This is a genomic window from Rhodococcus sp. 008 (genome assembly GCF_001682295.1).
Taxonomy (GTDB): domain Bacteria; phylum Actinomycetota; class Actinomycetes; order Mycobacteriales; family Mycobacteriaceae; genus Rhodococcus_F; species Rhodococcus_F qingshengii.
This window is the reverse complement of sequence record NZ_CP012749.1, coordinates 1,398,651-1,424,893: the sequence shown is the minus strand read 5'-3', so window position 1 is coordinate 1,424,893 and position 26,243 is coordinate 1,398,651. Positions and strand designations below refer to the sequence as shown.

Here is a 26,243-nt window from a genome sequence, read left to right as displayed (position 1 = left end):
TGGATCCAGGTTGCGGCTCGCAGATATGGTCCACTGGTGACGCATCCGAATGGTCGAAACGACAGCCCGATCCTGGTGATTGGTGCCGGTGTCGTCGGCGCGTCGATCGCGTATCACCTGGCGCGCGTTGGTCTCCGAGTCACCGTGCTCGAGCGGGGCTCGGTGGCGGGAGGGGTGACCGGCAACTCGTTTGCCTGGGTCGGCCTCTCGAAGAGTGCAGCAGAAACCTACTCCGATCCGTTCCGACATGGCGCCGCACTCGAGCTCGACCGACTGGAGCGCGAACTCGTCGAGCCATTCGGTCTGCGCCGCAGAGGCGCGATCACGTGGGAGACGACGGAAGCGGAGACTCGAAAGTTCGTCGACGCGCATCGAGCACTCGGCCATCCCGTCGACCTCATCGGTAATGAGGAAATCCTTGCTCGTGAGCCGGGATTGCGGACGGCCCCCTCGGTCGCAGCGTACGCGCCTGATGACGGTGGCGTTGACCCGGTTGCGTTCGCTCGATCGCTCCTGCGAGGTGCCGAAGCATACGGTGCCACAGTGTATTCCGGTGTCAGTGCGCTCGGGGTGTTCGCGGAGGGCATGAGCGTGTGCGGAGTAATGACTGCCGACGGTCCCGTCTATGGGTCGGCCACCGTGCTCGCTGCGGGTACCGCGATTCCTGGACTCGCGGCGTCGGCGGGAGTCGACGTCGAGGTCGACGCCTCCCCGTGTTGCCTCATCAGATTCTCGACACCCCACCCATTGGTGAACGGAATACTCTCCTCTCCGGATTTCGAGATCCGGCAATTGGACGACACGACACTGATTGCGGCTGAAGATGTTCCGGTCGGGTTCTCCGGAGATGCTCGTGAGCTTGCGGGGCCGACGCTGCACGCGATCCGCAGTCAGCTCGAGGACGGTGACCAAGTGGAACTGATCGAGGCGGTAGTCGCTGACCGTCCCATCCCGCGTGGTGGCCGCCCGCTGCTGGGCTTCGCCGAAGGCGTGTCGGGGCTCTATCTGGCCGCGACGCATCCGGCGATCATTCTGGCCGGAGCAATTGGAGCCCACGTGGCCGGGGACTTCGCCCGAGCGTCAACCCTGGACGGTTAGACGACGACGCCGGAGCCCGGTTCGACAAGGTTCGAGCCGATATTGCGGTTCCTAGTTCTCTCTAGGACACGCGCTAGAGAGCGGGATATTCGTCTACTCGGCTTGTACCGTCGATGGGCATGGACCCCGTGCGCAATCCGTATGCCCCCGGTGCCGGTCAACGCCCGCCGGAACTCGCCGGGCGCGACAAGCAGATCGACGCCTTCGACGTCGTTCTCGAGCGAATTGCGCGTGGCCGCCCGGAACGAAGTGTTGTACTCACCGGATTGCGTGGCGTCGGCAAGACCGTCCTGCTCAATCAGTTGCGTTCGGCCGCGATCTCCCGAAGCTGGGGGACAGGCAAGATCGAGGCGCGCCCCGATCAGGATTTACGACGCCCACTCTCGTCGGCGCTGCACATGGCAGTCCGAGAGATCGCGGTCTCCCATCGCGATCCGGAGCGGGTCGAGCAGTTCCTCGGAGTCCTCAAATCGTTTGCCCTACGCGCCACTGCGGACAAGGGAATGCGCGAGCGCTGGCAGCCAGGCATCGATGCACCCGCGATCAAAGGTCGGGCAGACAGCGGCGACATCGAGATCGACCTCGTCGAGTTGCTGCTCGATGCGTCGTCGCTGGCCAGGGATGTCGGCGTCGGGATCGCCATCTTCATCGACGAGATGCAGGACCTCGGAGCAGCGGATGTCTCGGCGATCTGCGGGGCCTGCCACGAGTTGAGTCAGGACGCGGCACCGCTGATCGTCGTCGGGGCGGGGCTTCCGCATCTGCCTGCTGTGCTGTCGGCGTCGAAAAGCTACTCGGAGCGCCTGTTCAGCTACCACCGGATCGATCGCCTCGAGCGTGAAGCTGCAGATCAGGCGCTGATTGCACCTGCCGAGCGTGAGGACGTCGAGTTCACCGAATCCGCGCTCGACGCTCTGTACGAAGCGGCTGACGGGTACCCGTACTTCGTTCAGGCCTACGGAAAAGCCACGTGGGATGTGGCGGCGTCGAGTCCTATCACGGCAGAAGACGTGCGCGTCGGCGCGCCGACGGCTGAGGAAGAACTCGCTGTCGGTTTCTTCGGATCGCGATACGAGCGAGCAACGCCCGCGGAGCGTGAGTACATGCGCGCCATGGCCGATCTCGCCGGTGACGACGGACCCGTCGCAACCGCGAAGATCGCCGTCGAGTTGGGGCGCAAACCGGCTTCCCTGTCGCCGGCACGCGATGGACTGATCAAGAAGGGACTGATCTATTCGGCAGAACGTGGATCCATCGGATTCACGGTCCCGCACTTCGGCCGATACCTGCGCGGACAAGCGGAGTGAACGCGCTCGAAACCGCGTGGGATCGGGTGGCGGCGCTCAGTCCCAATCCACCGGCGTGGGTAGTTCAACTGGCCGCGTTGATCGCCGTGATCATTGTTCTCGAACCACACCTGTGGCGGATCGCCCGTAACGTTGTCACCATCGCACACGAGGGTGCTCACCTGATCGTCGCCGTCCTGGTCGGTCGACGGTTGAAAGGTCTTCGCCTGCATTCGGATACGTCGGGTGTCGCGATTTCGTCGGGCAAACCGACCGGCTTCGGCGTCATTCTGATGACGTTCGCGGGGTACGTCGGACCGTCGATTCTCGGACTCGGCGCGGCCGGGTTGTTGGGCGCGCAGCGTGCGGTCTCGGTGCTGTGGATCGGCGTATTCGTCATCGCGGTGATGATGGTCCTGATCCGAAACCTCTACGGAGTCTTCTCACTTGCCGTGGTGGGAGCCGTGTTGTTCGGGCTCGTCTGGTGGGGGACCCAGGAGCAGCAAGTGGCCGCAGCGTACTTCCTGACGCTCTTCCTCCTCTTTGCCGGACCACGCCCGGTCGTGGAACTTCAACGGCAGCGAATGCGACGAGGCGGGGCACCGGACTCGGACGCCGACCAATTGGCCAGGCTCTCACCGATACCCGCGATCGTCTGGGTCGGGTTGTTCCTGCTCGTGAACGTCGCGGTGCTCGTGCTCGGCGGATGGTGGATTCTGCGCCCGGTGGGTGGCTGACCGGATTGATCCGTTGTCCCGTCAGGACAACGGACCAACGATTGTTGATGCTCTGCGGACGTAGTCATCGCATGAAGGCGCTCATATCGTGGAAGTCGACGAGTGGTCGTGTGGGGACTTCACGCGGCCACACCCGCAACGACGAAGACCGTCGACGATGACAAGGATTCGTTTTGGACGACAAGAACTTCCGCGGACGAACCGCGATCATGTCCGGGGGAAGCCGTGGCATCGGACTTGCCATCGCCCGTGCGATAGCGCGCCGCGGCGGAAACATCGTGTTGCTCGCCAAGACCGATACGCCGGATCCCAGGCTGCCCGGAACTGTCCACACGGCTGTGGACGAGTTGAACGAGCTCGAGGGTCATGCCGTTCCGGTCGTCGGCGACGTGAGGAACGACGACGACATCGCGCGGGCCGTGGCTGCAGCGGTAGAGCACTTCGGTGGCATCGACATCGTGGTCAACAACGCGAGCGTCCTCGACATCTCGAAAACCGAAGATCTCGCGATGAAGCGATTCGATCTGATGCAGCAGGTCAACGTCCGTGGCACCTTCGCGCTCACCCGCGCGTGCCTTCCGTACCTTCGGGTTTCGGCCAATGCGCACGTGTTGACGCTGTCGCCGCCGCTCAACTTTTCGCCGCACTGGTTGGGTGCTCATCCGGGCTACATGTTGGCCAAATACGGAATGACATTGGCGGCCTTGGGCATCGCCGCAGAGTGTTCAGGTGCACCGATTTCGAGTAATTGCCTGTGGCCGGAGACCATGATCGCCACGGCCGCTGTCGGAAACCTGCTCGGGGGAGACGACAGTATCGAGCACTCGCGTTCACCCGAGATCATGGCCGATGCGGCTGTCGAGATTCTCGGGCGTCCCGCCGGCACGGATACCGGTCGTACAGTGCTCGACGTCGAGATCTTGCGCGAGGCGGGGATCTCGGATTTCTCGCAGTACGGCGGTCGGTCACCGTTGGCGATCGACATCTTCGTCGACGCTCCAATTTCGTGATCTCGGGCGATCTACAGGTATCTAGCCAAATCGCTAGATACCTGTAGATCTTCCTCACGCCACTTCGTGCTCGCCGCCCGGGGCAACCTTCTGAAGTCCGCGATATGCGTCGCTGGCACTTTGGCGACCGCCGATGACGGCCTCGACCTCCGCGGCAATCGGCATGTCGACGCCGTATTCACGGGCCAGATCCATGACAGTGGGGGCGGTCTTGACGCCCTCGGCGACCTGACCGAGCTTGGCGACCGCCTCCTCGACGGTCAATCCCTGCGCCAGAGCTTCGCCGACGCGACGGTTCCGAGAAGTCGGAGCCATGCAGGTGGCAATCAGATCGCCGACGCCCGTCAAGCCGGCAAAGGTGCGCGGGTTGGCGCCCATCGCTTCACCGAGTCGAGTCATCTCGGCGAGGCCGCGTGCGAGCACCATCGCACGAGTGTTGTCACCGACTCCCAGGCCGTCGGCCATGCCCGAGGCGATGGCAACGATGTTCTTGAGGATGCCGCCGAGTTCGCAGCCGAGCACGTCGGTGTTGCGGTAGACGCGGAAGACCGACGACGCGAACAGGGGTTGCAGCGCGGCGGCGACACGATCGTCCTGGGTGGCCACGACCGATGCCGCGGCCATGCCGTCGACGATCTCCTTGGCGATGTTGGGGCCCGCGAGCAGTCCGACGGGATGGCCGGGCAGGCACTCGGCGATCACTTCGGTGGGGCGCTGCCGGGTGCCGGGCTCGAGGCCCTTGGACAGTGACAACACCGGGACCCACGCCCGAACCTCGTTGGCGATCTCGGCGAGGGTGGAGCGAACGGCGTGCGATGGCACCCCGCATACGAGTACGTCCGCTTCGCGGGCGGCTTCGACCAGATCCGAGGTTGCCTTGAGCCCCTTGGGAAGTTTGCGCTCACCAAGGTATTTGGAGTTGGTCCGTTGCGAATTGATCTCGTCGGCTGCTTCGGAATTGCGTGCCCACAACAGGGTCGGGGTGTTGCGGGCGGCGAGGCCGGCCACCGTGGTTCCCCACGATCCGGCACCGAGGACGACGACGCGTACCGGGCGGGCCATCAGAGTGCGCTGTTCTGGGTAGCGAGTGCTGTCATGGCGCCAAGCGTTCCACTTGCGGAGCAGTTGCGGGCCAATTCCGCCGAGTCTGTGGCTCGACTTACAGATGAGGCGGCGGTTCGGGGCTTTCGCGCATTGTTTCGACCGCTTCTGCGGATTCCGCGACGATCGAGCGCATGGCGGCTTCCGCGGCGTCGGCGTCCCCGGCCTGAATAGCAGATGCGACCACTCCGTGCAGGTGAATCGCTTCGGGGTCGGCCTCGTGGGGCATCAACGAGTGGCGGGTGCGGCCTTCGAGTATCTCGACGACGATCTGCGACATCGCCCGCAGCATCGGGTTACCGGAGGCGGCGAGCAGGGTGCGGTGGAAGTCGGAATCATGGCCGAGATATGCGTCGGTATCGGCAGCGCGCGAGGTAGCTGACATGCCGATGACGGCTGCAGTGAGAGCGCCGCACTGCTCAGGTGTGGCGCGAGTTGCGGCCAGTCGCGCAGCCAGAGGTTCGATGCCGGAACGGAGTTCACTGAGGATCGAAAGTTGCTCGAACCGATCAGGACCGGCCAGTTGCCAGCGGATGACATTGGGGTCGAGCGAGTTCCAGTGTTCGGAGCCCAGGATGGTGATTCCGACGCGTCGACGAACTGAAGCCAATCCGAGAGATTCGAGAACGCGGACAACTTCGCGGATGACGGTTCGCGACACGTCGTAGCGCGTTGCCACCTCGTCGGCGGAGATCGTGGTTCCCGGGGGGAGCACACCACCGACTATGTCTTGGCCGAGCTGTTCCAGCATCGAGTCGTGTAACTGCTGAAACGGGACAGAAGGCATACATAGATCGTCCCATGCGTATGGAGTAAGCCCGGTGGAAGCCAAATAAATACTACAAATTAGTGTCTGATCTTGAAATTGTAGGTTAATTAAGGAACAGTGACCTCAATCACTCATCGGACTGGGAGTCCCTATGAACACCACAGCATTGCTGGCGGCCGAGGTCGTCCCCGCTGGTAGCGACGCACGATTGATCATCGCTGCAGTCGCCGGCGTCGCGGTCATCATCGCGCTGATCACCTGGCTCGACCTGCATCCCTTCCTCGCGCTGTCCATCGGCGCGGTGGGCGTCGGTCTGGCGGCCGGCCTCGGATCGGCCGAGTCGGTCGCGGCATTCGCGACAGGCTTCGGGTCGACCATGGGAAGCGTTGGAATCCTGATCGGTTTCGGCGCGATGTTCGGCAAACTCCTCGCCGATTCCGGCGGTGCCGACCGAGTGGTCGACACGCTGGTCGGCCGTTCCAGCACCAAGGCGCTTCCGTGGACCATGGCTCTGGTCGGCGCAGTGATCGGTCTGCCGATGTTCTTCGAAATCGGTCTCGTCCTGTTGATGCCGGTCATCATCCTCGTCGCGCGGCGTTCCGGCTTGTCCCTGATGCGCATCGCGATCCCCACCCTCGCCGGCCTCTCGGCCATGCACGGTTTGGTTCCGCCGCACCCCGGGCCACTGGTTGCCGTCTCGGCTTTGAACGCAAACCTCGGCCTCACCCTCGCTCTCGGTGTCCTCGTCGCGATCCCCACGGTTGTTCTCGCCGGACCGGTCTTCAGTAAGTACGCCGCGCGGTGGGTCGACGTGAAGGTCCCGGATCTTTTTGTCACAGGCGAAGATCGAGGCGAGGAAGAGAAGAAGCAGCGTCCCTCGTTCGCGGCTACCCTCGCAGCGATCCTCCTGCCGGTTGTTCTCATGCTGGGCAAGGCATTTGCAGACGTGATCGCACCCGATTCCGAGGCACTCCCCAAGTCCGTCCTCGACTTCCTCGGAACACCCGTTGTGGCTTTGGGTCTCGCGGTTCTGGTCGGTATGGTGCTGCTGGGTCGTGGCGGCGGAATGGACCGCAAGGCCATCTCGAAGTCACTCGAGAGTTCCCTACCTCCCATCGCAGGCATCTTGTTGATCGTCGGCGCCGGTGGTGGTTTCAAGCAGGTCCTGATCGACACCGGTATCGCCGGAGTGATCGCCGACGCGATCAAGGGCAGCAGCCTCCCCGTGCTGTTCCTGGCCTGGCTGGTAGCGGTATTGATCCGCGTCGCAACAGGTTCGGCAACGGTGGCAACGGTGACGGCGTCGGGCATCCTCGCTCCGGTTGCGGCAGACCTCTCGTCCGCACATGTCTCGCTGATGGTCTTGGCGATCGGTGCGGGCTCGCTCTTCCTCTCGCACGTCAACGACGCCGGATTCTGGTTGGTGAAGGAGTATCTGGGCGTCAGCGTGGTACAGAACCTCAAGACCTGGACCGTGATGGAATGCATCATCTCGGTATCGGGCCTGGCCGGAGTGCTCGTGTTGAGCGCATTCATCTAGGTAGGCGAGCACATGAACACCGAAGCGGCACAGCAGAAGCAGTATCCCGTGCTCGTCCTGATGGGTGTCTCGGGTTCGGGAAAGTCGACGGTCGGCGGCATGCTCGCCGGAGCGATGGGTTGGGACCTTCAAGAAGGCGACGATCTCCACCCGCAGGCGAACATCGACAAGATGGCGACCGGGCATCCGTTGAACGACGAAGACCGCTGGCCCTGGCTCGACAAGATCGCCGTCTGGATCAAGAGCCATACCGACGCCGGTCAGCCGGGCATCGTCACGTGTTCGGCACTCAAGCGCAGCTACCGCGACGTGCTTCGCGGTGAGCACGTCGTGTTCGTGCACCTCGCCGGTTCGCGGGATCAGATCGGCCAGCGATTGACCGCTCGCCTCGATCACTACATGCCCGCCTCGCTGCTCGACTCCCAGATCTCGACACTCGAGGCCGTCGACCCGGACGAACAGGCCATCGTCGTCGACGTGGGCGGGAGTCCCGCCAAGATCGCGGAGGAGATCCTGCGACGCGTGGAGACATTCGAATACTGAGCAAGCCCGGCGTGTAAGCACCCGAGGTTCGGGTTACGGTGCTTGGGTGACTGCTGCTGAAGAAGGCCACGACGTCGATCAATTGCGTGTCGATGCCCAAGCGCGTCTGGAAGTCGCGGTGGGTGAGGGGCGTTTGACCCTCGAGGAGTACTCGGACAAGGCGGCAGTGGTGTGGTCGCCCACCGCAGATCGAGGGCAGCTCGAGCAGATCGTGCCGTTCAGTGCGGCACCACCTGCTGTGGTGTCGCCGCCGCAAGCAACGATCGTCGGTGTCTTCGGTGACACGAAGCGCTCCGGCCGTTGGTCTTTGGCGAAAAAGACACTCGCTCTGCTGTTGTTCGGGGACGTCAAGTTCGATCTGCGATCGGCAACCATCACAGCGTCCTCCTCGACGATCACCATCGTGTCGATCTTCGGGGACACGAGGCTGCGGGTTCCGGAGGGTGTTTCAGTCGAGTTGGGTGGCTTCGACCTTTTCGGAGATCGGGAATTCGACGGGGGTCGACAGGATCCCGGCCCAGGTGCACCGGTTATTCGTGTCGTCGCGTATTCGTTGTTCGGCGATCTCACCGTGCGTACCGGCTAGCTCGGACGCCGTGACCGACTTCGACTTCCACAGCGTCTGGACGCTTCCTGCCTCTGCTGACCGCGTCTACGAGGTTCTCGCGGATGCCGAACGGTATTCGCAGTGGTGGCCTCAGATACGCCGAGTCGGGACGATCGACGAGCATTCAGGCTCCATGTCCATCCGCAGCGCTGTCCCTCTGACGCTGCTGGTCTTCGGGCGACGCGAGGTGGAAGACTCAGTTGACCGCTTTCTGAAAGTGCGTCTCACCGGCGCAATGACCGGGTGGAGTAGCTGGGCGGTGCGCCCCGCTGGATCTGGTTGCACAGCCGAATTTCGGCAACAGGTAGCGGTGTCCGGAGCGCTTGGTCTGGCCGCGAAGGTCGCGAAGCCGCTGTTCGAGTGGAATCATGAAGCGATGATGCGTGGAGGGCACCGCGGACTGTGCGCATATCTCTCCCGGCCGTGATCGCGACCAGAACTTGCACACGCTCGAGCAATTGATCCATACCCGTCGTGTCATTTTGACGCAGCGTCAGTTATCGTTCACATCAGCAGCCGACAAGTATGTGTAACTCAAATGCACAAAACGGCTTGACCTGGGAGGACGCTATGCGGACGCGAGATTCGACGGTATGGCATTGGAACGTGAGTCCGCGAGCGCGGGTTATCTTCTGCCTGACCAGGACGTTCGTGAAGCCGATGTTCACCCTCTGGCCGACCACCGAACGTGGTATCCGCCAACTCGAGCGACTCGATGCGATGGCGGACAAACTGCCGAAGCCGAAGAACCTCGATATCGAGCCTTTCACGCTGGGGGGTGTGCCCAGCGAGAAGGTGCAGCATCCACGCAAAGCGCAGGGCGAGTTGGCCGGCGCCACGATCCTCTACTTCCACGGAGGGGGATTCGTCTTCTGCGGTCTGGCAACGCACCGGGCACTGTGCGGTTTGCTCTCTGCGAAGGCCGGAGTACCGGTGATCTCCGTGCGCTACCGCCAGCTGCCGGAAGGTTCCATCGGCACCTCCGTCAAGGACGCAATGGCCGCGTACACCGCGTTGCTCGAGACAGCCGAAGACCCGAACAAGATTGTGGTTGCCGGTGACTCGGCGGGCGGATACCTGGCCATGAAGGTCGCCGAAATTGCCGCACTGCGCGGAATCACGCGGCCCGCTGCCGTGGTGGGATATTCCCCTCTTCTCAACGTGAACCTCGAGGACCATGATCCCGATTTCATGAAACGTGATGCCTACCTACCGATGTCACAGGTGGAAAAGCTCAAGGACCGGTGGCTCGAGGGGCCGGACGAGATTCCTGGTGCGCAGTCGCCGATCAACGCCGACGCCAGTCTGATTCCGCCGTCGTTCCTGGTGTCCGCCGAATACGAACTGATGCGTCCGGACGTCGAGATCATGACCGAAAACTTGATCAAGGCAGGACAAGCCGTCGAAACGCACATCTGGAGTGGGCAGATCCATGCTTTCCCGGTGATCGGGAAAGCTCTTCGGGAGGGGAAGGCGATCGTCGATCTCACGATCAAGTTCCTCGAGCGAACGATGGTCTCGCAGAACCAGATCAGCGCCTGACGCTGCTTTTCAGCCGATCGATGTGAGTGTTGCGTAGTCGTCGTTGTCGAGAACGCCGTCGACGACTGCGCGAACTTCCGAGGCATGCAACGTGATCGAACCGCCGTGATTGTCGAGGAAGGCTGTGTCTGCGGCATCTCGGCCGGTCGAGATGCGCACAAGATTGCTGCGCGGCGCCAATTGCGTTGCATCGACCACGCGCCAGACGTGGTCGATATTGGCTTCGACTACGGCGTGAAAATCCATCGGATCGCAGCCCGGCGCGTAGACGGCCACCAGTCGAGCGGGAATCCCCACGGCGCGCAGCAGTGAGATGGTCAGGTGCGAGTAGTCGCGGCACACTCCGGCGCCGGCGAGCAAGGTGTCGACCGCACTGTCGGTGCCGCGACTGGTGCCGGGAACATAACTCAAATGTGTACTCACCCAGCGAGTGACTTCGAGGAGGAGTTCGGCCGGGGGAGTGGCGAGATCGAATTGCCCGGCGACAAAACCGAAGAACTTGTCGGCCTCGGCATACCGGCTGGGGCGCAGATATTTCGACACGTCGTAGTCGCTGACCGACGCCGGTTCTGCGCGGCCGATGACGGTTGCGTCGTAGCTGACGATCAGTTTGCCTGGGGCACAGTCGAGTAGGTGGATCCGGGTACCGTGTTCGGCGGTGATCTCGCGGGGTTCGAGCGGATTGCCGTCATGGACGAACGACATCGTTTCCAGCAGTTCGACACCCGGCGCGCGCGTCACCGCGATCTTGAACTCCAGGTTGGTCGCCTCGTCGATCTCGATGTCGAGCAGGGCGGCGACTGTACGTTTCATCGGGCCATCTTTACACCGAATACGGACACCCACCACCTGGGAGGATTGTGACGTGCGATCAGGCTTCGGGGTAGTCGACGTCGACGCCGCTGCTGAGGTCGCTGCACTCCACCAACTCGACCCCGTGTTCGCGTAGGTAGGTGTTGGCGCCGCCGTCCCCGGTGAGTGACTTTGCAAGCGTCGGCCAGTGGTCGCGTCCGATCAGGACGGGATGGCCGGGACGGCCGTGAAAGACAGCTCTTCGCAGTATGTTTCGTGATGGGGAAATCTGACCCACGATCCGCGTCACGGTGTCGGCGTTGAGGTCCGGGACGTCGACCAGAGAGATCGCTGCCGCATCTGCGTCGTCGATTCGCATGGCGGCCTCGAGTCCGCAGCGCAGTGACGCGCTCATTCCGTGTTGCCAATCCGATATCACCACAATGACATCGGTGGTGGGCAGTAGTTCGAGGGCGTCCTCTGCCTGCGCGCCGAGGACCACGATGACCGGTGAGAGGCCTGCGGACTGCAGTGTCGTCACCCCGTGGTGGAGCCAAGACTGACCCTCGGCGTTTGTGACGAGCGCTTTGGGCTTGCCCATGCGGGATCCGGCCCCGGCCGCCAGCAGGATCCCGCACGTAGACATGACTATGCTCCGGTGACCCGCGGACGCAGCCACTCGATCAGATCGTTCAGAACTTCTTCCTGCTCAGGCTCGTTGAAGATCTCGTGGTACAGGCCGTCGTACACCTTCAAGGTGACATCCGAAGAGCCGGCCAGATCTGCGACGAGCTTGCTGCCGGCCGGGTCCGTCAAACGGTCGTCCGAGCCGTGTTGAAGCAGTACGGGAATGGTGAGCGAGGGCAGGCGCGCCGGGAAGCCTTCCGCGGCGGTGATCATGCCGCGCGCGATGCCGGCGGGAACCTTGCCGTGGTGAACCAGCGGGTCGGCGTTGTACTTGTCGACGACCTTCTGATCACGCGATACGGCAGCAGCTTCCAGGTTCTCGACGGGCACGTCCGGGAGGTATTTGCCGACGATCTTGCCCAGCTGCATCACGATCTTCGGAGTGCCGGTTGCGATGATCACCGCAGGTCCGGACAGGGCGAGGGCTTTGAGATCGGCCTGATGGTCGAGGGCGTAGGAAAGGGCGATCGCGCCGCCCATGCTGTGCCCGAGCAGGAACTTGTCCTTGCCGGGATGTGCCGCCGTCACGATCGAAAACAACGTGTGGACGTCGTCGGTGAAGTCGGAGAATTCCTTGAGGTGAACCCGCTTGCCGCCAGAGCGTCCGTGCCCGCGATGGTCGGGTGCGTACACGATGAGCCCGAGTTCCCCGAGCCGCGCAGCAACATGGTCGTAGCGCCTCGCGTGTTCGCCGAGTCCGTGGCACAGGACGAGAACCCCGGTGGGTTCGCGGTCCGGTGTCCACACGTCGTAGACGATCTTGGTGCCGGCCACTCCGGTGAACGACGACTCTTCGTGCTGCATTGTTGCGCCCTCTCTGCGACCGGTTCCGGTACGCGGATTCTCACATGCTATTCGCCGCGTGCGCAGGGCGCGGGTGTTCAGGGTGTGAGGTCGTCGAGGAAAATTCGACACTTGTTTGTTACGTCTGGTTACATTAACTTAGGGGCGTGACCGGACAAACCGTTGATCGTTCCGACCCTGTTCCCGCCACCCGCTCGCGCCGATTGTGGCGACCCGCGGTTCGGGCCTTGCTGGACGGCGCGCTACCGCTGATCGACAAGCGAATGGCGGAATCGGTACGCCCGTTCGATCGGCCCGACATGATGCGTCCGCACCTGGCTTCGCGGAAGTTCGCGTGGACGCACTACGGGATCTTCGTTCCCCGGCTGCCAGGGCCTTTCCGTTACCTCAATACCATGACGTTGATCGGTGCAACCGGGACGGTGGTGTTCGACAACGACTATCTCGCTGCACCAGACGCGCGAAACACCGCAACCGTGCTGAGTTCCACCGCAGCGCCGGGCCATCACTTCTACCGGGCGTACGACGCTGCCGATGAGTGTGCGTTCGAAGAAGATGGTTCGCGAATCGCCTTCGGTGACAACCTGATCATCGAGAACAGCTATCCGAACTTCCGTGTCACCGGGCGATACGACTCATTCGACGTCGATCTCGAGATCGTGGCAACGGACCAAGCGTCGTGGTTCGTGCGTAATCCCGTCTACGACCACGTCAGTCTGCTGGCACAGTGCTCCGGAACAATTGCGAGTCCGGATGGACCGGTGAGTATTTCGGCTCCGTGCACCGTCGAGTACGCGCGGTGCATGACACCGCAATCGTTGACTCGCCGCGCGCTTCCCGAGTCGTGGAAGCTCCCGGCCGACTTTTTCACCTACCAGATCGTTCAACTGGACGACCGGCATCAGTTGTTGCTCACCGATGTTCGAGCGTCAGGGGTTACGGCGTGCAAGCTCGCCTACATTCGGACTGTCGACGGTAGTGCGAAGGTCTTCGACGACGTCGAGTTCGACGTGCTCGAGTACGCCGACGCATTGCACGTCGACCCACAGGGTCGCGAGATGCGTGTGCCGCGCGTACTGCGTTGGCAGGTACGCGATCACGGCAGGACGGTCGTGGAGTTCGAGGCCGAGATCGACTCGGAGTGGCGCTACGGTCACGGCAAGGGATACGTCGGCGCGTATACCTACCGGGGAAGCTTCGACGGTGCGTCGATCAACGGCACCGGTTACATCGAATGGGTGGACTGCGAAGTGTAAGGCCCCTAGGGTGTATCGGTGCCTTTCGTAGACCCCGCCGCGCTGACGATTCGTCCGCAGAAGATCCTTGTCGCGGGGACTTCCGGTGCCGGAAAGACGACTCTCGCCGGTCGAATCGGGCGGCTTCTCGAGATCGAACACACTGAGCTGGACTCGCTGTTCCACGGGCCCGACTGGATTCCGCTCGACAGTTTCGAAACCGAAGTACGACGCTTTTCCAGCGAGCCGGCCTGGGTGACCGAGTGGCAGTACGGTGCGGTGCGTCGACTTCTGGCCGAGCGTGCGGACCTGATGCTGTGGTTGGATCTGCCTCGGCGGACGGTGATGCGCCAGGTGATCACACGAACCGTGCGTCGGCGATTGCAGCGAGAGGTGTTGTGGAATCGCAACATGGAGCCGCCACTGCACACCATTCTGTTCGATCCGGATCACGTGGTGCGCTGGGCCTGGCGAACCGACGGACGCAACGAGGAGCGAATGGCCACGGTCCTTGTCGATGTGCCGTCGTTGCCGATAGTTAGGCTTCGCAGTCGAGAAGAGATCGAGGCTGTGCTCGAAGTCCTCGGCCGTCTGCCCTCAGATCGTCTGAGCTAGGCGAAATCCCAAGTCGTCGATAGCAAACGTCGGGTGGCTTCGCCTCCTTACGGTAGCGCCGCAACCGCGCTCACTTTCGGCCCAACTGCCGCCGCGGAAGATCCGGTACGTGCCGTAAACCTCGGGGTCGTAGAGATCCCAGCACCATTCCCAGACATTGCCGATCATGTCGTACAGGCCCCAGTTGTTGGGTGTCTTGGTTCCGACGGGATGCGCTCTACCCTCTGAATTGTCGCTGTACCAGGAAATCTCGTCGATCTCGCCGTAGCGGTAGCCGGAGGTGCCGGCCTTGCATGCGTACTGCCACTCGGCCTCGGTGGCGAGCCGGTAGCCAGTTGCGCCCCGGTCCCACTGCGGAGAATCGGTGTCGACGTCTCGATATGCGGGTGTCAGACCGTCCGCGACCGAAAGTGTGTTGCAGGTTGCGATGGCGTCCTTCCATGAAAGGTCGACCGCTGGTTTGCTCGAATCGTCCGACGAATCTCCGTGAAGCAGCGCCCTGGTGGTGAGATGGCGTGCGAGGCGGAAGGATTCGACTTTCGAGGTCCACGCAGTACCTTTGCGGTCGTCCCGAAGGTGCACCTCGCCGGCAGGGATCTCGATCATCAACTCCGCTGCTCCGGTCATTCGTTCATCATCGCAGAGGTTGTCGCTCACCCGGGGAGACGCTCGAACGCTGCTTGTGGATCAAGGCCGGTGCGCATGCGCCATGCGGTCAGCGCAAGCCCGAGGCAGACCACCTGTGCCGGATCGTCGAGGGAAACACCCATCAGCTTCTCGATACGCGTGAGCCGTGCATAAAGCGACTGACGCCGAATGCCGAGGAAATCCGCGGTTCTCGCCTTGCCGCCCCGATGTGCGAGGTACGCGTCGAGCGTTCGGACGAGGTCGGCGGAATGTGCTGTGTCGTATGCGATCAGCGAACCGAGTTGCTCGGTTACGAACACGGACAGCGAAGCGGGTGTCGTTCCGGCGGCGAGCAGTCGTTGGACGCCGACGTCCCTCGCGAGGATCACTCCGGTCCGGGTGCCGAAGCGCCGCGCGATCTGGACGACTTCGCGAGCTTGCGCGACCGCAGCCCCGACGCCCGACAGATCCGCGACCGGCGTCGCCACTCCGAGCGTGCGTACCGCGGAACCGCCCGGCCCGCGGCGTAGCAGCTCGTCGGCTTCGGTGAACGCAGTCCGCACTCGAGCGGGGGATGCGGACGCCCACCCATGCGCGAGCACGATGACGTGATTGGCCGCAGTCCCGACGACACAGGAGCCGAGCACGGCCCGCACGGCGTTGCGTACTTGGTCAGCGAGCTCTCGAACCGGGGTTTGCCGATCGATGTCGACAGCGGCGACGAGGACGTGGTGCCCCTCCGACAACGGCGTCCACCCGGCCGCTGTCAGTCGCTCGGACAAGTCGCCGTGCGATGTGAGCACACCGCCCACCACGTCGGTGATCACCGATTGGGCGAGTGACTGTCTTGGGCCGAGATCGCCGTGACGGCCGAGTTCCAGAGCTACCGCGACGGCGGCGCAGTTTGCGACGGCGGTTCGGCGTGTGGTTGCCGGCCCGCACAGGACAAGTCGACCGAGTGAGTTCGTCGGGCCGCGTACGTCGTGGATAGTGCGTTCGGTCTCGGATCGCTCTGCGCCGGTTGTGCTGCGCTCGACGGTTCTGCCATCCGCGTCGAGCAGATCGACGCCGCACCCCGCGAGTCGTGACACTTTGTCGAGCAGCGCAGTCATGCCCTGGCCTGCAACCACGAGACTCAGAAGTTCTTGCCAGACAGGCTCGCCCGCTTGCGCCGAACCGAGAGTGCGGCGGAGCATGAGGTCGTGAAAGTCTTCGACCATCCGCTCGAAGGGCACTACTGCGTGCAGGGCCAAGAACGCGAGTCCCCGTCGGCGCGAAGCTTCGACGAGTTCGGGAGGGGCCGTGAGGAACGAGCGCCCGACTTCCATCGCGAGTGCGACGCATCCCGCGTCCGCCAATTGGTCGATGTAGGCGGTGAGCTGCTCGGGAGATCGCCCGTGCAGACCGAGGCCCGTGGTCAGAAGGACCTCACCTCCGGACAGCAGCCCACCCATCTCGTACACCTCGGACGAATGGACCCAGCGGACCACCGCGGTATCGACGTCGCCCGCGAGCACCTCGATTGCGGCGGCCTTGAACGAGGGCATCGCAAGAACTTGTCGCAGAGTCGGGAGCATTTCTATATCGTCCGCCGAGGGGGCACTTCGTCATAGAGCTAGTTCCGCCGAACTGACAGGTTGTCCCTTGTCGGGCTGTTACCACCGTGGTCGGATTGTGACACGAGCCACAATCGACGATTTTGGTCAGACTCCAGGAGCGCACATGAATCATCCGGCACACACCGATGAGTATTTTCTCGGACTTGCGATCGAACAGGCGAAGATCGGTTGGGAGGAGGGCGGCGTGCCGATCGGCGCGGCGCTGATTCACCGGGGCGAGGTTCTCGCAGTCGGACGTAACCGTCGGGTCCAGATGAACAGCGCCATCCGTCATGGAGAGACCGACTGCATCGAGCGCGCCGGACGACTGCCGGCCTCGGTGTATCGCGAGTGTGTCCTCTACACGACTTTGTCGCCGTGCTTCATGTGCGCCGGAACGGCTCGCCTGTACGAGATCCCTCGAATCGTGGTCGGCGAAAATCGTTCCTTCGAGGCATCGGAGGAATGGTTGCGCAGCAGCGGAATTCAGGTCGACGTCGTCGACGACGCGGAGTGTGTGGCACTGATGGACCGCATGCTGGCCGAGCGCCCGAGCCTGTGGCTCGAAGACATCGGCGAAGTTGTATGAGCAGCGCCGTCGAACCTGCCACGGTCGCAGGCGATTCGGAGAGCGCAGGCCACCCGATCGATCCAGACTATCCCGTCACTCCGGTTCCGCTTCATGCACGTAAGCCGTTCTTCTCGCTCGCGGTGGTGTTGCTGGGGTTCACCATCTTCACACCGACGATGTTGGCCGGAGCAGCGCTCGGTACCGCGTTCTCGTTCTGGAAACTGATGGTGGTGATCGCCGCCGGATCCGCCATCTTGGGGGTCTACGTCGCCATGATGGGGTTCGTCGGAGCCCGAACCGGACTGACTACAGTTGTGATGGCGCGCTACAGTTTCGGCACTCGCGGGTCCAAGCTTGCTTCGATCCTGCTGGGCGGTACTCAGATCGGCTGGTACGGCGTCATCATCGGCACGATCGGCGATCTCACCGCCCAGGCGCTGGGCTGGGATTCCTACCTCGCCAGGGCGTCGGTGATGATCGCGGCGAGCATCTTGATGTGCGTCACCGCCTGCTACGGCTACCGCGGAATGTACTGGGTTTCGCTCGTCTCGACGCCCTTGATCCTGGCGTTGGCCTGCTGGGTCGTATTCCGGTCCCTCGAAGAGGTCGGTGGATTCTCCGGCCTGGTCTCGGTTCAACCGCAGACGACCATGACGATCGCGCTCGCAATCACCACTGTCGTCGGCACGTTCGTATCGGCGGGAACGCAAGCGCCCAACTGGACCAGGTTTGCCCGTTCCGGATCACAAGCGGTGTGGGCCTGCGTTATCGGGTTCCTCCTCGGAAACGGATTGATGATCCTGTTCGGCGCCATCGGAGCCATCACGTTCCACGAGGGTGACTTCGTGTTGATCCTCTACAACCTCGGGCTTGTCGGCTGGGGCCTGGTCTTGCTGTTCGGAAACCTCTGGAAGAGCAACGCAGACACCGCATACGCATTCGGAGTGGCCGGTGCCGAACTGTTCAGAAAGCCCCGCAAGACCCCGTTCGTCATCGGTGGATGTGTGATCGGCACGGCGCTCGCTCTGACCGGTGTGCACAACCATCTGGTCGACTACCTGAGCCTGCTCGGAACTTTCATCCCGCCATTGGGCGGCGTGATCATCGCTGACTTCCTGTGCCGGTGGCGGCGAGGCATACCCGAGGGGTACACCCCGCAGCCGGTCCACTGGCGAAACCTGGCCGTCTATGCCGTCGCAGCGTTCCTCGCTTGGCTTTCCGGTGAGTTCGAGGTGGGAATCCCGCCGCTGATCGGAATCGTGGTAGCCATTGCACTGACGATGTTCCTGCACCGGGTGTTTGGCAACAGTTCGGCAGATCGGGAGGTCTCGACTTCCACCGTCTGAATCATGCTTCAGGCACCAGCGAGCCCCCGGCGGTATCGACCGCGCCGGGGGCTCGCGTACTTGATGGAAAGGGCAGACGCTTCCGTCTCAACCGTCATCGCAGAACAGGCAGGTACGGTGCCTCGATTCCCTGCTCTTCGAACGCAGTCAGCGCCGAGCGCGCAAATGCGCGCTGGACTGCCCATTGGCGCCCAGGCTTGACCTGCGCCGTCACTCGAATGGTAATTGCCTCGGCAGTAACCGAATTGACTCCCAGCATCTCCGGCTTGTCGATCATGTCCGCCCTGATCGGTTCGGACTCTGCCGCCTCGAGGACAGCTCGCGTCGCCACCTCACACGCTTTGTGCACGTTCGCGTTGTGGGCGATGGGGAGATCGAGCACTGCAGTGGCGTAACCCTGACTCATGTTGCCCACTCGCAGGATTTCGCCGTTGCGGCAGTACCACAAGGTGCCGTTCACATCTCGAATCGTGGTGACGCGCAGGCCCACTGTTTCGACGGTGCCGACCGCGTCGCCGAGATCGACGACGTCGCCGACACCGTACTGATCCTCGAGCAACATGAAGATGCCGGAGAGGAAGTCACGCACCAGGTTTTGTGCACCGAAACCTATGGCTAGACCGATGACTCCGGCGGATGCGATGAACGGCGCGACGTTGATCCCGAGGATGCCGAGAATCTGCAGCACACACCAGACCAGGATGACGATGGACACCGTCGATTTGAGTACCGAACCGATGGTCCGGGCTCGCTGCGATCTGCGCTCGTTCACCTTGGCGTTCGGAGACTTGCGAGGCTTCGACATTCGATCGATCCCGCGGTGCAGTGCGAAGCGCAGAACGACTGCGAGCGCCACGTAGATCGCGACCTCGACGGGTCGGTGAATCAACCAGTCTCGGTTGGTATCGGTCAGTTCCCATGCTTGTATTTCGGAAATCATCCCCATGCAGTCTACGGATTCGGGCCGATCCGGGCATCGGTGCAGGGCAGACGGTCCAAAGCCGAACAGGCAGCTAGGCTTACGCCATGGCTGCGTTCACTGGCATACCCGTTGCTGCACTCGACTTCTACGAAGACTTGGAGGCCGACAACAGCAAGACCTGGTGGGCAGCGCACAAGGAGACGTACGACGAAGTGGTTCGTCGTCCGATGGCGTCGTTGACCGCGGCGTTGGAGGACGAATTCGGCACAGCCAAGCTCTTTCGGCCGTATCGTGACGTTCGATTCTCGAAGGACAAGATCCCGTACAAGACGCACCAGGGCGCGTTCGTCGGTCTCGCCGAGAGCTGTGGCTACTACGTGCAGATCGACGCGGCAGGATTGATGGTGGCCGGTGGTTTCTACGCCAGCAGTTCGGAGACCATCGCGCGTTATCGTGCGGCTGTCGACGACGACGTTCGAGGGCCGGAGCTCGAGAAGATCCTGGCCTCCGTCGAGAAGGCCGGATTCACGATCGGCGGCGACAAGCTCAAGACGGCGCCTCGCGGATACACGGTCGATCACCCGCGGATCGAATTGCTGCGTCACAAGTCGCTGACTGCTGGTCGTAGTTACCCAAGCCCGTCGTGGCTGGACAGCGCCAGGACATTGAAGGAAGTTCGCACAGCGTGGCGCGCACTGACGCCTTTGGTCGAATGGTCCGGACAGGTGCTCGGACCGAACTGACCGTCCGACAGAAAAGTGTGACGTAGCCGTAGGAGAGTTCACCTCGAGTTCATCAAAACTCGAGACGCCTGGGGCTAGCGTGGTGTGTGTAACCGAAAGTTTCGGCCCCGCTTCGAGTCGCAGCGCCGCAGTTCGAAGCCATTTTCTCTCGATCGACATCGTGAACAACCCGTGTCAGTGGAGACCATCATGGCTATGTTTCTCGCTCTCGTCCTGATCATCTCGGTCCTCGGAATCGTCGGCACCTACCTCGCGTTCAGTGCGGTCTACTTCGTCGAGATGCGCAAACTCGACAAGTAAGGGGTGCGAATTGGCCTGATTCGACTATTTCTGGGCCGATCGCGACGATCCTCCCTGCGTACGCTGTTAGGGCATCCTTATCCGCTCGCAACAGTGGATGATTCATTTCTTTTGGAGGTTCGACACGCATGCCCGCTCAATCCACGCTCTTGCTCCCCGAGGGCTACTCCGACAACCGCCTCGTTTCGGACCTCACACGTCGGCAGTTCGGCTTCGGTGCCGGAATCGCCGGGCTGGGCGCGTTCCTGGCGGCCTGCGGTGACAGCGGGAGCAGTTCGGGTGAAACCGAAATGCGTTCTGTGACGACACCTCTCGGAACGTACGACATTCCTGTCAATCCGAAGAGGGTTGTCGCGATCGACTCGCGGCTCGATCTGGAACCTGCTGTAGCTCTGGAACTTCCGCTCGTCGGCTACACGTACGCCCAGGCGACACCGTGGGTGCCTATCGATTCGTCGGTACCGTTCCTGTCGGAGATCCCCAACCGCGAGCAGATCTTGGCGCTCGAGCCCGACCTGATCGTGTGCCTGAACTACGAGAGCGAGTGGTGGCCGGTGGCCGAGATGTCCACCATCGCACCGGTTCTGACGACAGAGTTCACCGACGACTGGCGCACAAACCTCTCGCGGTTGTCGGGCTGGCTCGGTCGAACGGCCACACTCGATCGATTGACGCTCGACTACGACAATCTGATTTCCGACATCCGCAGTCGTCATGCCGAGAAGATTGCGTCCAAGACCGTCGCCAGTGTCTCGTTCATGCCGGACACGAACACGCTGTACGTCACGAGCATCCGTACCTCCGAGAAGGGCGACAAGCCCAGCGACATGACGCTCGGCGACATCGGTGGCAAAACCGCCACCTCGGAGGGGCTCGATCCCGAGGGCGGCGTCAGCCTCGAAGGCCTCGACGTGCTGGCCGGCGTCGACGGCTTCATGATCACCGAGAACGAGGACAGTGCGGCGTACCAGGCATTGGTGGCGAGCAAGCTGTGGCAGCGACTCCCGGCAGTGCAGGCGGGCAACGTCACCAGTCTGGGTGGCTCTACGTTCTACGGTTCGATCTACACGATTTCGTACGTGGCACAGGGTTGGGATGCCCTGTACAACAAGATCAGCTGAAGCCTCTGCCGACCGGACCGATGAGTTTAGGTAACGCGGGCGGTCTAATCAGGTAGGCATTGACCAGACCTGAGGAGATCGACGTGCAAACAGAGCAATCCCCAGCGGTAGTGCAATCCCGTGACGGTACGACCATCGCATACGAACGCTCCGGTGCCGGACCAGCAGTGGTCCTGGTCGCCGGAGCGTTCTGCGACCGCGGTTGGTTCGATTCCCTGGCTGCAGAGTTGGCGGCGGACTTCACGGTGTACTCGTACGACAGGCGCGGACGCGGGGACAGCGGTGACAGTCGCGCGTTCTCGATCGACGCCGAGGTGGAGGACTTGCGGGCGGTCGTCGCTGCCACCGGTGAAACACCGCTCGTTTACGGATTGTCGTCGGGTGCCGCGCTGGCTTTGGAGGCCGCTGCGCAGGCCGTTCCGATGCGTAAGCTCGCCGTCTACGAGGCGCCGTACATGGACGACGACCAGCGTGACGAGACTGCCCAAAGTGACCTGGAGCGATTGATTGCGGGCGGCGACAGGGAAGGTGCTGTGACGCGTTTTCTGGATCTGACCGGCGCGTCTCCGGAGATGGTCGACGAGATCAAGCGGAGTGCCGATTGGCCCGACATGTGCGCCATCGCGCACACCTTGCCTTACGACGTCGCTGTGTGTGATCACGGCTGTCAGTCGCTCGACTGGCTTGCCTCCATTACCGTCCCCACGTTGGTCATGTACGGCGGTGACAGTGGTCAATGGGCACCTGCCTCGGCGACGAGAATCGCTGCAAAAGTCTCGGGGACAAAGACTTTGGAGATCCCCGGTCAGGGCCACGGCGTCGCCGACGACGCTATTGTCCCGGCTCTGCGTGAATTCTTTTCCGGCTGAGCACTGGGCGGCGAAGACGATCGTCAACCTAGGGTTGACGCTTTCGATTGCGTCAACCTATGGTTGACGCATGAGCAAACCAGTGGAAATGACCAACAAGGTTCGACTCGACGACCTCATCGACGCGATCAAGAAGGTGCACACCGATGCTCTCGACCAACTCTCCGACGCCGTGATTGCCGCTGATCATCTCGGTGAAGTTGCAGATCACCTGATCGGTCACTTCGTCGACCAGGCGCGCCGGTCGGGAGCGTCGTGGACGGAGATCGGCGCGAGCATGGGTGTCTCGAAGCAGGCTGCGCAGAAGCGTTTTGTTCCCAAGGCGCCGAGTGATCAGAAGCCGATGGATCCGAACGAAGGGTTCAACCGGTTCACTCCCCGGGCGAAGAACGTCGTCATGGCCTCGCAGAACGAAGCCCGCGCCGCCGGTAACGCAGAGATCCGGCCGGAGCACCTGCTCCTGGGGCTCGTCGAGGAGCCTGCCGGGTTGGCTGCGAAGGCGATAGTGGCGCAGGGCGTGGAGCTCGGATCCGTCCGAGCTGCAGTGGCCGGTGTACTACCGGCTCCGACTTCCGAACTACCAGAACTCATTCCGTACGACGCTCGTGCGCGCAAGGTCCTGGAACTGACGTTCCGTGAGGCTCTTCGCCTGGGCCACAACTACATCGGAACCGAGCACATCCTGCTCGCACTGCTCGAACTCGAAGACGGATCAGGTGTTCTGGCTGATCTCGGAATCTCGAAGTCGGTGGCGGAGTCGAACATCGTTGGAGCGTTGGCCGTCATTCAGGATCAGTGATTCAGAGGTGAATCCGATGCAGAAGAGGGCCGCACCCTTGCGGGTGCGGCCCTCTTCTTGTGTCACTGATCAGACAGCGCGCACATTGGTGGCCTGAGGACCCTTCTGGCCCTGGCCAACCTCGAACTCCACACGCTGGTTCTCGTCGAGCGACTTGTAGCCGTTGCCCGAGATTTCAGAGTAATGAACGAACACGTCCGGTGTTCCGTCGTCGGGAGCGATGAAACCAAAGCCCTTTTCGCCGTTGAACCACTTCACGATGCCCTGTGCCATACCGATACTCCCTACAAACTCGATCCGGGCCCTCACATCGAAGTCCCGATCTCGATATGTCTATCCTCCCACGCCGCGCAAGTCGAACGGTGGGCGACGTGCAGAAAGCGAGTTGTCAGGACTATCGGAGGTGGCTGCGCTACTGATCCTCGACGCTGGTTCTGACCAATTCACGGAAAGCGAGGACCAGTGGTTCGCGTGCCCGTCCGCGGCGATAGATCAGGGAGAACGGTGCCTGATATCCGAAGGAGGCGGGCAAGAGTGGGCGCAATCGTTGCTGGTCGACCCAGTATCCGGCGTAGTGCTCGGGCAAATATCCGATGTATCCGCCCGAGAGGATCAGAATGAGTTGCGCCTCCATGTTCTCGACGGTGGCCGATCTCTCGGTGAATCCTTGGCGAGCCAACTCGGCTTCGCTCCAATAACCCCTGGTGACCATTCGTTGACGGGTGATGACGTCCGGGTGCACCCGCTTGCTCGAGAAGAGCGGATGTTTGTCGCTGCAGTAGAGCCAGTGCTGCTCGCGGTGTAGAGCCTGCGCTGTCAGGCCGTTCATGGGCGAGGCGAACGCTCCGATCGCCACGTCGATGCGGTCGTCGAGAACGCCTACCTGAAGCTCGTGCGGAGTTTGGATTTTGAGGTCGAGATAGACACCGGGGTGTGTTCGGCTGAATTCACCGATGACGTCGGCGAGCGGGAGCGTCGAATCCGTGACAGTCGAATCCAGTACCCCGACGGTCATCGTTCCCCGAAGTTCGCCTTGGAGTGCGGTGGCATACCGCTCGAACCCCTCCAGCTCGCCGAGGATGCGGACGCATTCCTGGTGGTAGAGCTCGCCCTTGCTGGTCAGGCTGAACCCACTGCGACCGCGGTGGCACAGGACGATGCCGAGTTGGCGTTCGAGTTGGCTCATGTAGGTGCTGATCGCCGAGGCGGACAGTCCTAGATCCTGCTGTGCCGGCGCGAAGCCCTGATGGCGCACCACGGAGGTGAAGATCCGAAGCAGTTTCAGATCGGGAAGTGTGCTGCGCATCGGGTACCTCGGCAGAGTCGAGAACAGATACATCAGAAATTTCTGAAGTGATTATTTGTATCAAGTGATTTATTTCACGTCAATCGTCTTCTACGGTTTCCTCAGGCGGTCTGACGAGACCGGCGTCTGCTCTCGGACCTGCTGGTACTTCACGAAGGAATCGTCACCATGGACATAGCCATAATCCTGACCTACCTGGCCGCAATGCTGGCTTTCGGTTGGTGGGGCAAACGCCGCGCGAGCAACTCCAGTGAGTACCTCGTCGCCGGTCGAAGGCTCGGTGGAGTTCTCTACACGAGCACGATGGCCGCCGTCGTCATCGGCGGAGCGTCGACGGTCGGCGGTGTCGGCCTCGGCTACAAATACGGAATCTCCGGTATGTGGTTGGTTGTCTCCATCGCCGCTGGTGTGCTCCTGCTGAGTTTGTTGTTCGCCTCCCGGATTCAGCGTCTGAAGGTGTACACGGTTTCGGGAATGCTGAAGTTGCGCTACGGAATCGACGCAACCGGCGCGTCCGGCATCGTGATGATGGCCTACACGTTGATGCTCACCGTCACGTCCACCATCGCCTACGCCACTATCTTCAACGTGCTCTTCGGTTTCGACCGGACGCTCTCCGTAGTCCTCGGTGGATTGATCGTCGTCGCGTACTCCGCGATGGGGGGCATGTGGTCGATCACGCTGACCGACGTTGTTCAGTTCGTCATCAAGACGATCGGAATCTTCTTCCTCCTGCTCCCGTTCACCTGGTCGAAAGCGGGTGGGTACGACGGGATCAAGGAGCGTGTGGGCGACGCAGCGTTCTCACTCGGCACTATCGGCACTGGCACGATCATCACCTTCTTCGTCGTGTACACGCTCGGAATCCTTATCGGGCAGGACATCTGGCAGCGCGTGTTCACGGCCAAGTCGCCCGAAGTTGCGCGCTGGGGCGGCGTCGCTGCGGGCGTTTACTGCCTGCTTTACGGTGTGGTAGGTGCGCTGATCGGTCTGGCGGCTTCGGCTCTGATGCCCGACATCGGTTCGTCCGACGACGTCTACGCCGACGTCGCCGTTCACGTTCTCCCGATCGGTCTCAGCGGAATTGTGCTGGCAGCCGCCGTCGCAGCGATGATGTCGACCGCTTCCGGCGCACTGATCGCCACTGCCACAGTGGCTCGGCAAGACGTCTTGCCTCTCGTCTCGAAGATCTTCGGGCGTACACAGCCTGGCCTGGATACGTCCGATCCGGAAGCAGATGTGCGCGGAAACCGCCTGTACGTCATCGTGATCGGCCTCGTCAGTATCGTTCTCGCTGCTCTGATCAACGACATCGTCGCGGCGCTCACGATTGCGTACGACATCCTCGTGGGTGGCCTGCTCGTCCCCATCCTCGGTGGTCTGGTGTGGAAGAGGGCCACCGGAACCGCGGCAATGGCTTCGATGGCGGTGGGAACGGCGGCGACTCTGATCACGATGTTCGTCGTCGGCGACGTGCTGGCCAACGAACCGGTGTACGTCGGTCTGGAGAGTGCACTCGTTGTCTTCGTTGCGCTGAGTCTGACCACGGCGCCGACTCCGCCCGCGGTGATGAAGATCTGGAACGAGCGAGTTTCCGGAAAGGACACGGAGACGGCCGAACCGGAAGTTGCCCCGATAGCCTGAAGGTCGGTGCGTGCAGGAGTGCACGCCACAA

The 26,243-nt window shown here is 62.3% G+C and carries 28 protein-coding genes; 18 read left to right on the top strand and 10 right to left on the bottom strand.

Annotated elements, in window-relative coordinates:
* Positions 1-36 precede the first annotated feature (36 nt).
* The 4 genes from AOT96_RS06755 to AOT96_RS06740 all read left to right on the top strand — a co-directional run bounded on the left by AOT96_RS06755 (position 37) and on the right by AOT96_RS06740 (position 4,131).
* On the top strand, positions 37-1,098 hold the full coding sequence (locus tag AOT96_RS06755; protein ID WP_065351469.1) for an NAD(P)/FAD-dependent oxidoreductase: 1,062 nt from the start codon (positions 37-39) through the stop codon (positions 1,096-1,098).
* A gap of 119 nt (positions 1,099-1,217) precedes the next feature.
* Positions 1,218-2,405, top strand: a complete 1,188-nt coding sequence (locus AOT96_RS06750; RefSeq protein ID WP_007729973.1) for an ATP-binding protein — start codon at positions 1,218-1,220, stop codon at positions 2,403-2,405.
* On the top strand, positions 2,402-3,121 hold the full coding sequence (locus tag AOT96_RS06745; RefSeq protein ID WP_003940327.1) for a M50 family metallopeptidase: 720 nt from the start codon (positions 2,402-2,404) through the stop codon (positions 3,119-3,121). The genes AOT96_RS06750 and AOT96_RS06745 overlap by 4 nt, the downstream gene beginning before the upstream one ends.
* A gap of 173 nt (positions 3,122-3,294) precedes the next feature.
* Positions 3,295-4,131 carry an SDR family oxidoreductase gene (locus AOT96_RS06740; RefSeq protein ID WP_065351468.1) on the top strand — a complete coding sequence of 279 codons (837 nt, stop codon included), beginning with the start codon at positions 3,295-3,297 and terminating at the stop codon, positions 4,129-4,131.
* 54 nt (positions 4,132-4,185) lie between these two features.
* Here AOT96_RS06740 and AOT96_RS06735 read toward each other — a convergent pair whose 3' ends face one another.
* Both AOT96_RS06735 and AOT96_RS06730 read right to left on the bottom strand, forming a co-directional pair.
* A complete protein-coding gene (locus AOT96_RS06735; RefSeq protein WP_003940093.1) occupies positions 4,186-5,193 on the bottom strand; it encodes an NAD(P)H-dependent glycerol-3-phosphate dehydrogenase in 1,008 nt (335 codons plus the stop codon).
* A 97-nt stretch (positions 5,194-5,290) separates the two neighbouring features.
* Positions 5,291-6,019 (bottom strand): FadR/GntR family transcriptional regulator, encoded by a 729-nt coding sequence (locus AOT96_RS06730; RefSeq protein ID WP_042447032.1) that lies wholly within the window; start codon positions 6,017-6,019, stop codon positions 5,291-5,293.
* Between the two features lie 133 nt (positions 6,020-6,152).
* Here AOT96_RS06730 and AOT96_RS06725 point away from each other — a divergent pair, with 133 nt between their 5' ends.
* From AOT96_RS06725 to AOT96_RS06705, 5 genes are all read left to right on the top strand, one after another.
* Positions 6,153-7,541 (top strand): GntP family permease, encoded by a 1,389-nt coding sequence (locus AOT96_RS06725; protein ID WP_003939838.1) that lies wholly within the window; start codon positions 6,153-6,155, stop codon positions 7,539-7,541.
* 12 nt (positions 7,542-7,553) lie between these two features.
* Complete coding sequence (locus AOT96_RS06720) at positions 7,554-8,084, top strand: gluconokinase (RefSeq protein ID WP_030536532.1); 531 nt, start codon at positions 7,554-7,556, stop codon at positions 8,082-8,084.
* Positions 8,085-8,130: 46 nt separating this feature from the next.
* Positions 8,131-8,670, top strand: coding sequence for a LiaF domain-containing protein (locus AOT96_RS06715; RefSeq protein WP_030536533.1), 540 nt, complete (start codon positions 8,131-8,133; stop codon positions 8,668-8,670).
* A 10-nt stretch (positions 8,671-8,680) separates the two neighbouring features.
* Positions 8,681-9,118: an SRPBCC family protein gene (locus tag AOT96_RS06710; protein WP_007729979.1), complete on the top strand. Its 438-nt coding sequence runs from the start codon at positions 8,681-8,683 to the stop codon at positions 9,116-9,118.
* A 143-nt stretch (positions 9,119-9,261) separates the two neighbouring features.
* The gene (locus tag AOT96_RS06705) at positions 9,262-10,233 is read left to right on the top strand and encodes an alpha/beta hydrolase (RefSeq protein WP_065351467.1); all 972 of its coding nucleotides are present in this window, start codon (positions 9,262-9,264) and stop codon (positions 10,231-10,233) included.
* A gap of 9 nt (positions 10,234-10,242) precedes the next feature.
* On the opposite strand, the gene AOT96_RS06700 is transcribed toward AOT96_RS06705, so the two are convergent.
* From AOT96_RS06700 to AOT96_RS06690, 3 genes are read right to left on the bottom strand one after another with little or no spacing between them, the layout of a single operon-like run.
* Positions 10,243-11,046 carry a transglutaminase-like domain-containing protein gene (locus AOT96_RS06700; RefSeq protein ID WP_030536536.1) on the bottom strand — a complete coding sequence of 268 codons (804 nt, stop codon included), beginning with the start codon at positions 11,044-11,046 and terminating at the stop codon, positions 10,243-10,245.
* 58 nt (positions 11,047-11,104) lie between these two features.
* Positions 11,105-11,671 carry a nucleotidyltransferase family protein gene (locus AOT96_RS06695; protein ID WP_065351466.1) on the bottom strand — a complete coding sequence of 189 codons (567 nt, stop codon included), beginning with the start codon at positions 11,669-11,671 and terminating at the stop codon, positions 11,105-11,107.
* A 2-nt stretch (positions 11,672-11,673) separates the two neighbouring features.
* Positions 11,674-12,516, bottom strand: a complete 843-nt coding sequence (locus tag AOT96_RS06690) for an alpha/beta hydrolase (RefSeq protein WP_019745522.1) — start codon at positions 12,514-12,516, stop codon at positions 11,674-11,676.
* A 146-nt stretch (positions 12,517-12,662) separates the two neighbouring features.
* Here AOT96_RS06690 and AOT96_RS06685 point away from each other — a divergent pair, with 146 nt between their 5' ends.
* Both AOT96_RS06685 and AOT96_RS06680 read left to right on the top strand, forming a co-directional pair.
* Positions 12,663-13,772, top strand: a complete 1,110-nt coding sequence (locus AOT96_RS06685; protein ID WP_065351465.1) for a DUF6670 family protein — start codon at positions 12,663-12,665, stop codon at positions 13,770-13,772.
* An 18-nt stretch (positions 13,773-13,790) separates the two neighbouring features.
* Entirely contained in the window at positions 13,791-14,366 is a 576-nt protein-coding gene (locus AOT96_RS06680) for an AAA family ATPase (RefSeq protein ID WP_065351464.1), read from the top strand.
* Here the strand turns inward: AOT96_RS06680 and AOT96_RS06675 are convergent.
* Positions 14,349-14,993, bottom strand: coding sequence for a formylglycine-generating enzyme family protein (locus AOT96_RS06675; protein ID WP_065352772.1), 645 nt, complete (start codon positions 14,991-14,993; stop codon positions 14,349-14,351). The genes AOT96_RS06680 and AOT96_RS06675 overlap by 18 nt on opposite strands.
* Positions 14,994-15,019: 26 nt before the next feature.
* Positions 15,020-16,540, bottom strand: a complete 1,521-nt coding sequence (locus AOT96_RS06670) for a PucR family transcriptional regulator (protein WP_231917399.1) — start codon at positions 16,538-16,540, stop codon at positions 15,020-15,022.
* A 175-nt stretch (positions 16,541-16,715) separates the two neighbouring features.
* Here AOT96_RS06670 and AOT96_RS06665 point away from each other — a divergent pair, with 175 nt between their 5' ends.
* On the top strand, positions 16,716-17,180 hold the full coding sequence (locus tag AOT96_RS06665; protein WP_003940577.1) for a nucleoside deaminase: 465 nt from the start codon (positions 16,716-16,718) through the stop codon (positions 17,178-17,180).
* Positions 17,177-18,508 carry a cytosine permease gene (gene codB / locus AOT96_RS06660; RefSeq protein WP_065351463.1) on the top strand — a complete coding sequence of 444 codons (1,332 nt, stop codon included), beginning with the start codon at positions 17,177-17,179 and terminating at the stop codon, positions 18,506-18,508. Before AOT96_RS06665 ends, codB begins: the two co-directional genes overlap by 4 nt.
* 94 nt (positions 18,509-18,602) lie before the next feature.
* Here the strand turns inward: codB and AOT96_RS06655 are convergent, their stop codons facing one another.
* On the bottom strand, positions 18,603-19,454 hold the full coding sequence (locus AOT96_RS06655) for a mechanosensitive ion channel family protein (protein ID WP_442978601.1): 852 nt from the start codon (positions 19,452-19,454) through the stop codon (positions 18,603-18,605).
* Positions 19,455-19,534: 80 nt separating this feature from the next.
* Between AOT96_RS06655 and AOT96_RS06650 the strand changes: the two genes are divergently transcribed.
* The 4 genes from AOT96_RS06650 to AOT96_RS06635 all read left to right on the top strand — a co-directional run bounded on the left by AOT96_RS06650 (position 19,535) and on the right by AOT96_RS06635 (position 23,262).
* Entirely contained in the window at positions 19,535-20,173 is a 639-nt protein-coding gene (locus AOT96_RS06650) for a DUF2461 domain-containing protein (protein ID WP_003939783.1), read from the top strand.
* Positions 20,174-20,601: 428 nt separating this feature from the next.
* On the top strand, positions 20,602-21,594 hold the full coding sequence (locus AOT96_RS06645; protein WP_007729992.1) for an ABC transporter substrate-binding protein: 993 nt from the start codon (positions 20,602-20,604) through the stop codon (positions 21,592-21,594).
* Positions 21,595-21,677: 83 nt separating this feature from the next.
* Entirely contained in the window at positions 21,678-22,463 is a 786-nt protein-coding gene (locus AOT96_RS06640) for an alpha/beta fold hydrolase (protein WP_050654629.1), read from the top strand.
* Positions 22,464-22,533: 70 nt separating this feature from the next.
* Positions 22,534-23,262, top strand: coding sequence for a Clp protease N-terminal domain-containing protein (locus AOT96_RS06635; RefSeq protein WP_081558480.1), 729 nt, complete (start codon positions 22,534-22,536; stop codon positions 23,260-23,262).
* Positions 23,263-23,331: 69 nt separating this feature from the next.
* On the opposite strand, the gene AOT96_RS06630 is transcribed toward AOT96_RS06635, so the two are convergent.
* A complete protein-coding gene (locus AOT96_RS06630) occupies positions 23,332-23,535 on the bottom strand; it encodes a cold-shock protein (protein ID WP_003939930.1) in 204 nt (67 codons plus the stop codon).
* A gap of 139 nt (positions 23,536-23,674) precedes the next feature.
* Positions 23,675-24,568, bottom strand: coding sequence for a LysR family transcriptional regulator (locus AOT96_RS06625; protein ID WP_003939834.1), 894 nt, complete (start codon positions 24,566-24,568; stop codon positions 23,675-23,677).
* 168 nt (positions 24,569-24,736) lie between these two features.
* On the opposite strand from AOT96_RS06625, the gene AOT96_RS06620 reads away from it, so the two are divergent.
* Complete coding sequence (locus AOT96_RS06620; RefSeq protein WP_065351462.1) at positions 24,737-26,212, top strand: sodium:solute symporter; 1,476 nt, start codon at positions 24,737-24,739, stop codon at positions 26,210-26,212.
* Positions 26,213-26,243 lie beyond the last annotated feature (31 nt).

Bases quoted from the DNA above. Each gene is read 5' to 3' on its own strand.
- AOT96_RS06750 (WP_007729973.1), top strand. From the start codon at position 1,218: ATGGACCCCGTGCGCAATCCGTATGCCCCCGGTGCCGGTCAACGCCCG.
- AOT96_RS06735 (WP_003940093.1), bottom strand. From the start codon at position 5,193: ATGGCCCGCCCGGTACGCGTCGTCGTCCTCGGTGCCGGATCGTGGGGA.
- AOT96_RS06730 (WP_042447032.1), bottom strand. From the start codon at position 6,019: ATGCCTTCTGTCCCGTTTCAGCAGTTACACGACTCGATGCTGGAACAG.
- AOT96_RS06725 (WP_003939838.1), top strand. From the start codon at position 6,153: ATGAACACCACAGCATTGCTGGCGGCCGAGGTCGTCCCCGCTGGTAGC.
- AOT96_RS06720 (WP_030536532.1), top strand. From the start codon at position 7,554: ATGAACACCGAAGCGGCACAGCAGAAGCAGTATCCCGTGCTCGTCCTG.
- AOT96_RS06705 (WP_065351467.1), top strand. From the start codon at position 9,262: ATGCGGACGCGAGATTCGACGGTATGGCATTGGAACGTGAGTCCGCGA.
- AOT96_RS06700 (WP_030536536.1), bottom strand. From the start codon at position 11,046: ATGAAACGTACAGTCGCCGCCCTGCTCGACATCGAGATCGACGAGGCG.
- AOT96_RS06695 (WP_065351466.1), bottom strand. From the start codon at position 11,671: ATGTCTACGTGCGGGATCCTGCTGGCGGCCGGGGCCGGATCCCGCATG.
- AOT96_RS06690 (WP_019745522.1), bottom strand. From the start codon at position 12,516: ATGCAGCACGAAGAGTCGTCGTTCACCGGAGTGGCCGGCACCAAGATC.
- AOT96_RS06675 (WP_065352772.1), bottom strand. From the start codon at position 14,993: ATGACCGGAGCAGCGGAGTTGATGATCGAGATCCCTGCCGGCGAGGTG.
- AOT96_RS06670 (WP_231917399.1), bottom strand. From the start codon at position 16,540: ATGCCCTCGTTCAAGGCCGCCGCAATCGAGGTGCTCGCGGGCGACGTC.
- AOT96_RS06665 (WP_003940577.1), top strand. From the start codon at position 16,716: ATGAATCATCCGGCACACACCGATGAGTATTTTCTCGGACTTGCGATC.
- codB (WP_065351463.1), top strand. From the start codon at position 17,177: ATGAGCAGCGCCGTCGAACCTGCCACGGTCGCAGGCGATTCGGAGAGC.
- AOT96_RS06655 (WP_442978601.1), bottom strand. From the start codon at position 19,454: ATGGGGATGATTTCCGAAATACAAGCATGGGAACTGACCGATACCAAC.
- AOT96_RS06650 (WP_003939783.1), top strand. From the start codon at position 19,535: ATGGCTGCGTTCACTGGCATACCCGTTGCTGCACTCGACTTCTACGAA.
- AOT96_RS06645 (WP_007729992.1), top strand. From the start codon at position 20,602: ATGCCCGCTCAATCCACGCTCTTGCTCCCCGAGGGCTACTCCGACAAC.
- AOT96_RS06635 (WP_081558480.1), top strand. From the start codon at position 22,534: ATGAGCAAACCAGTGGAAATGACCAACAAGGTTCGACTCGACGACCTC.
- AOT96_RS06630 (WP_003939930.1), bottom strand. From the start codon at position 23,535: ATGGCACAGGGCATCGTGAAGTGGTTCAACGGCGAAAAGGGCTTTGGT.
- AOT96_RS06625 (WP_003939834.1), bottom strand. From the start codon at position 24,568: ATGCGCAGCACACTTCCCGATCTGAAACTGCTTCGGATCTTCACCTCC.
- AOT96_RS06620 (WP_065351462.1), top strand. From the start codon at position 24,737: ATGGACATAGCCATAATCCTGACCTACCTGGCCGCAATGCTGGCTTTC.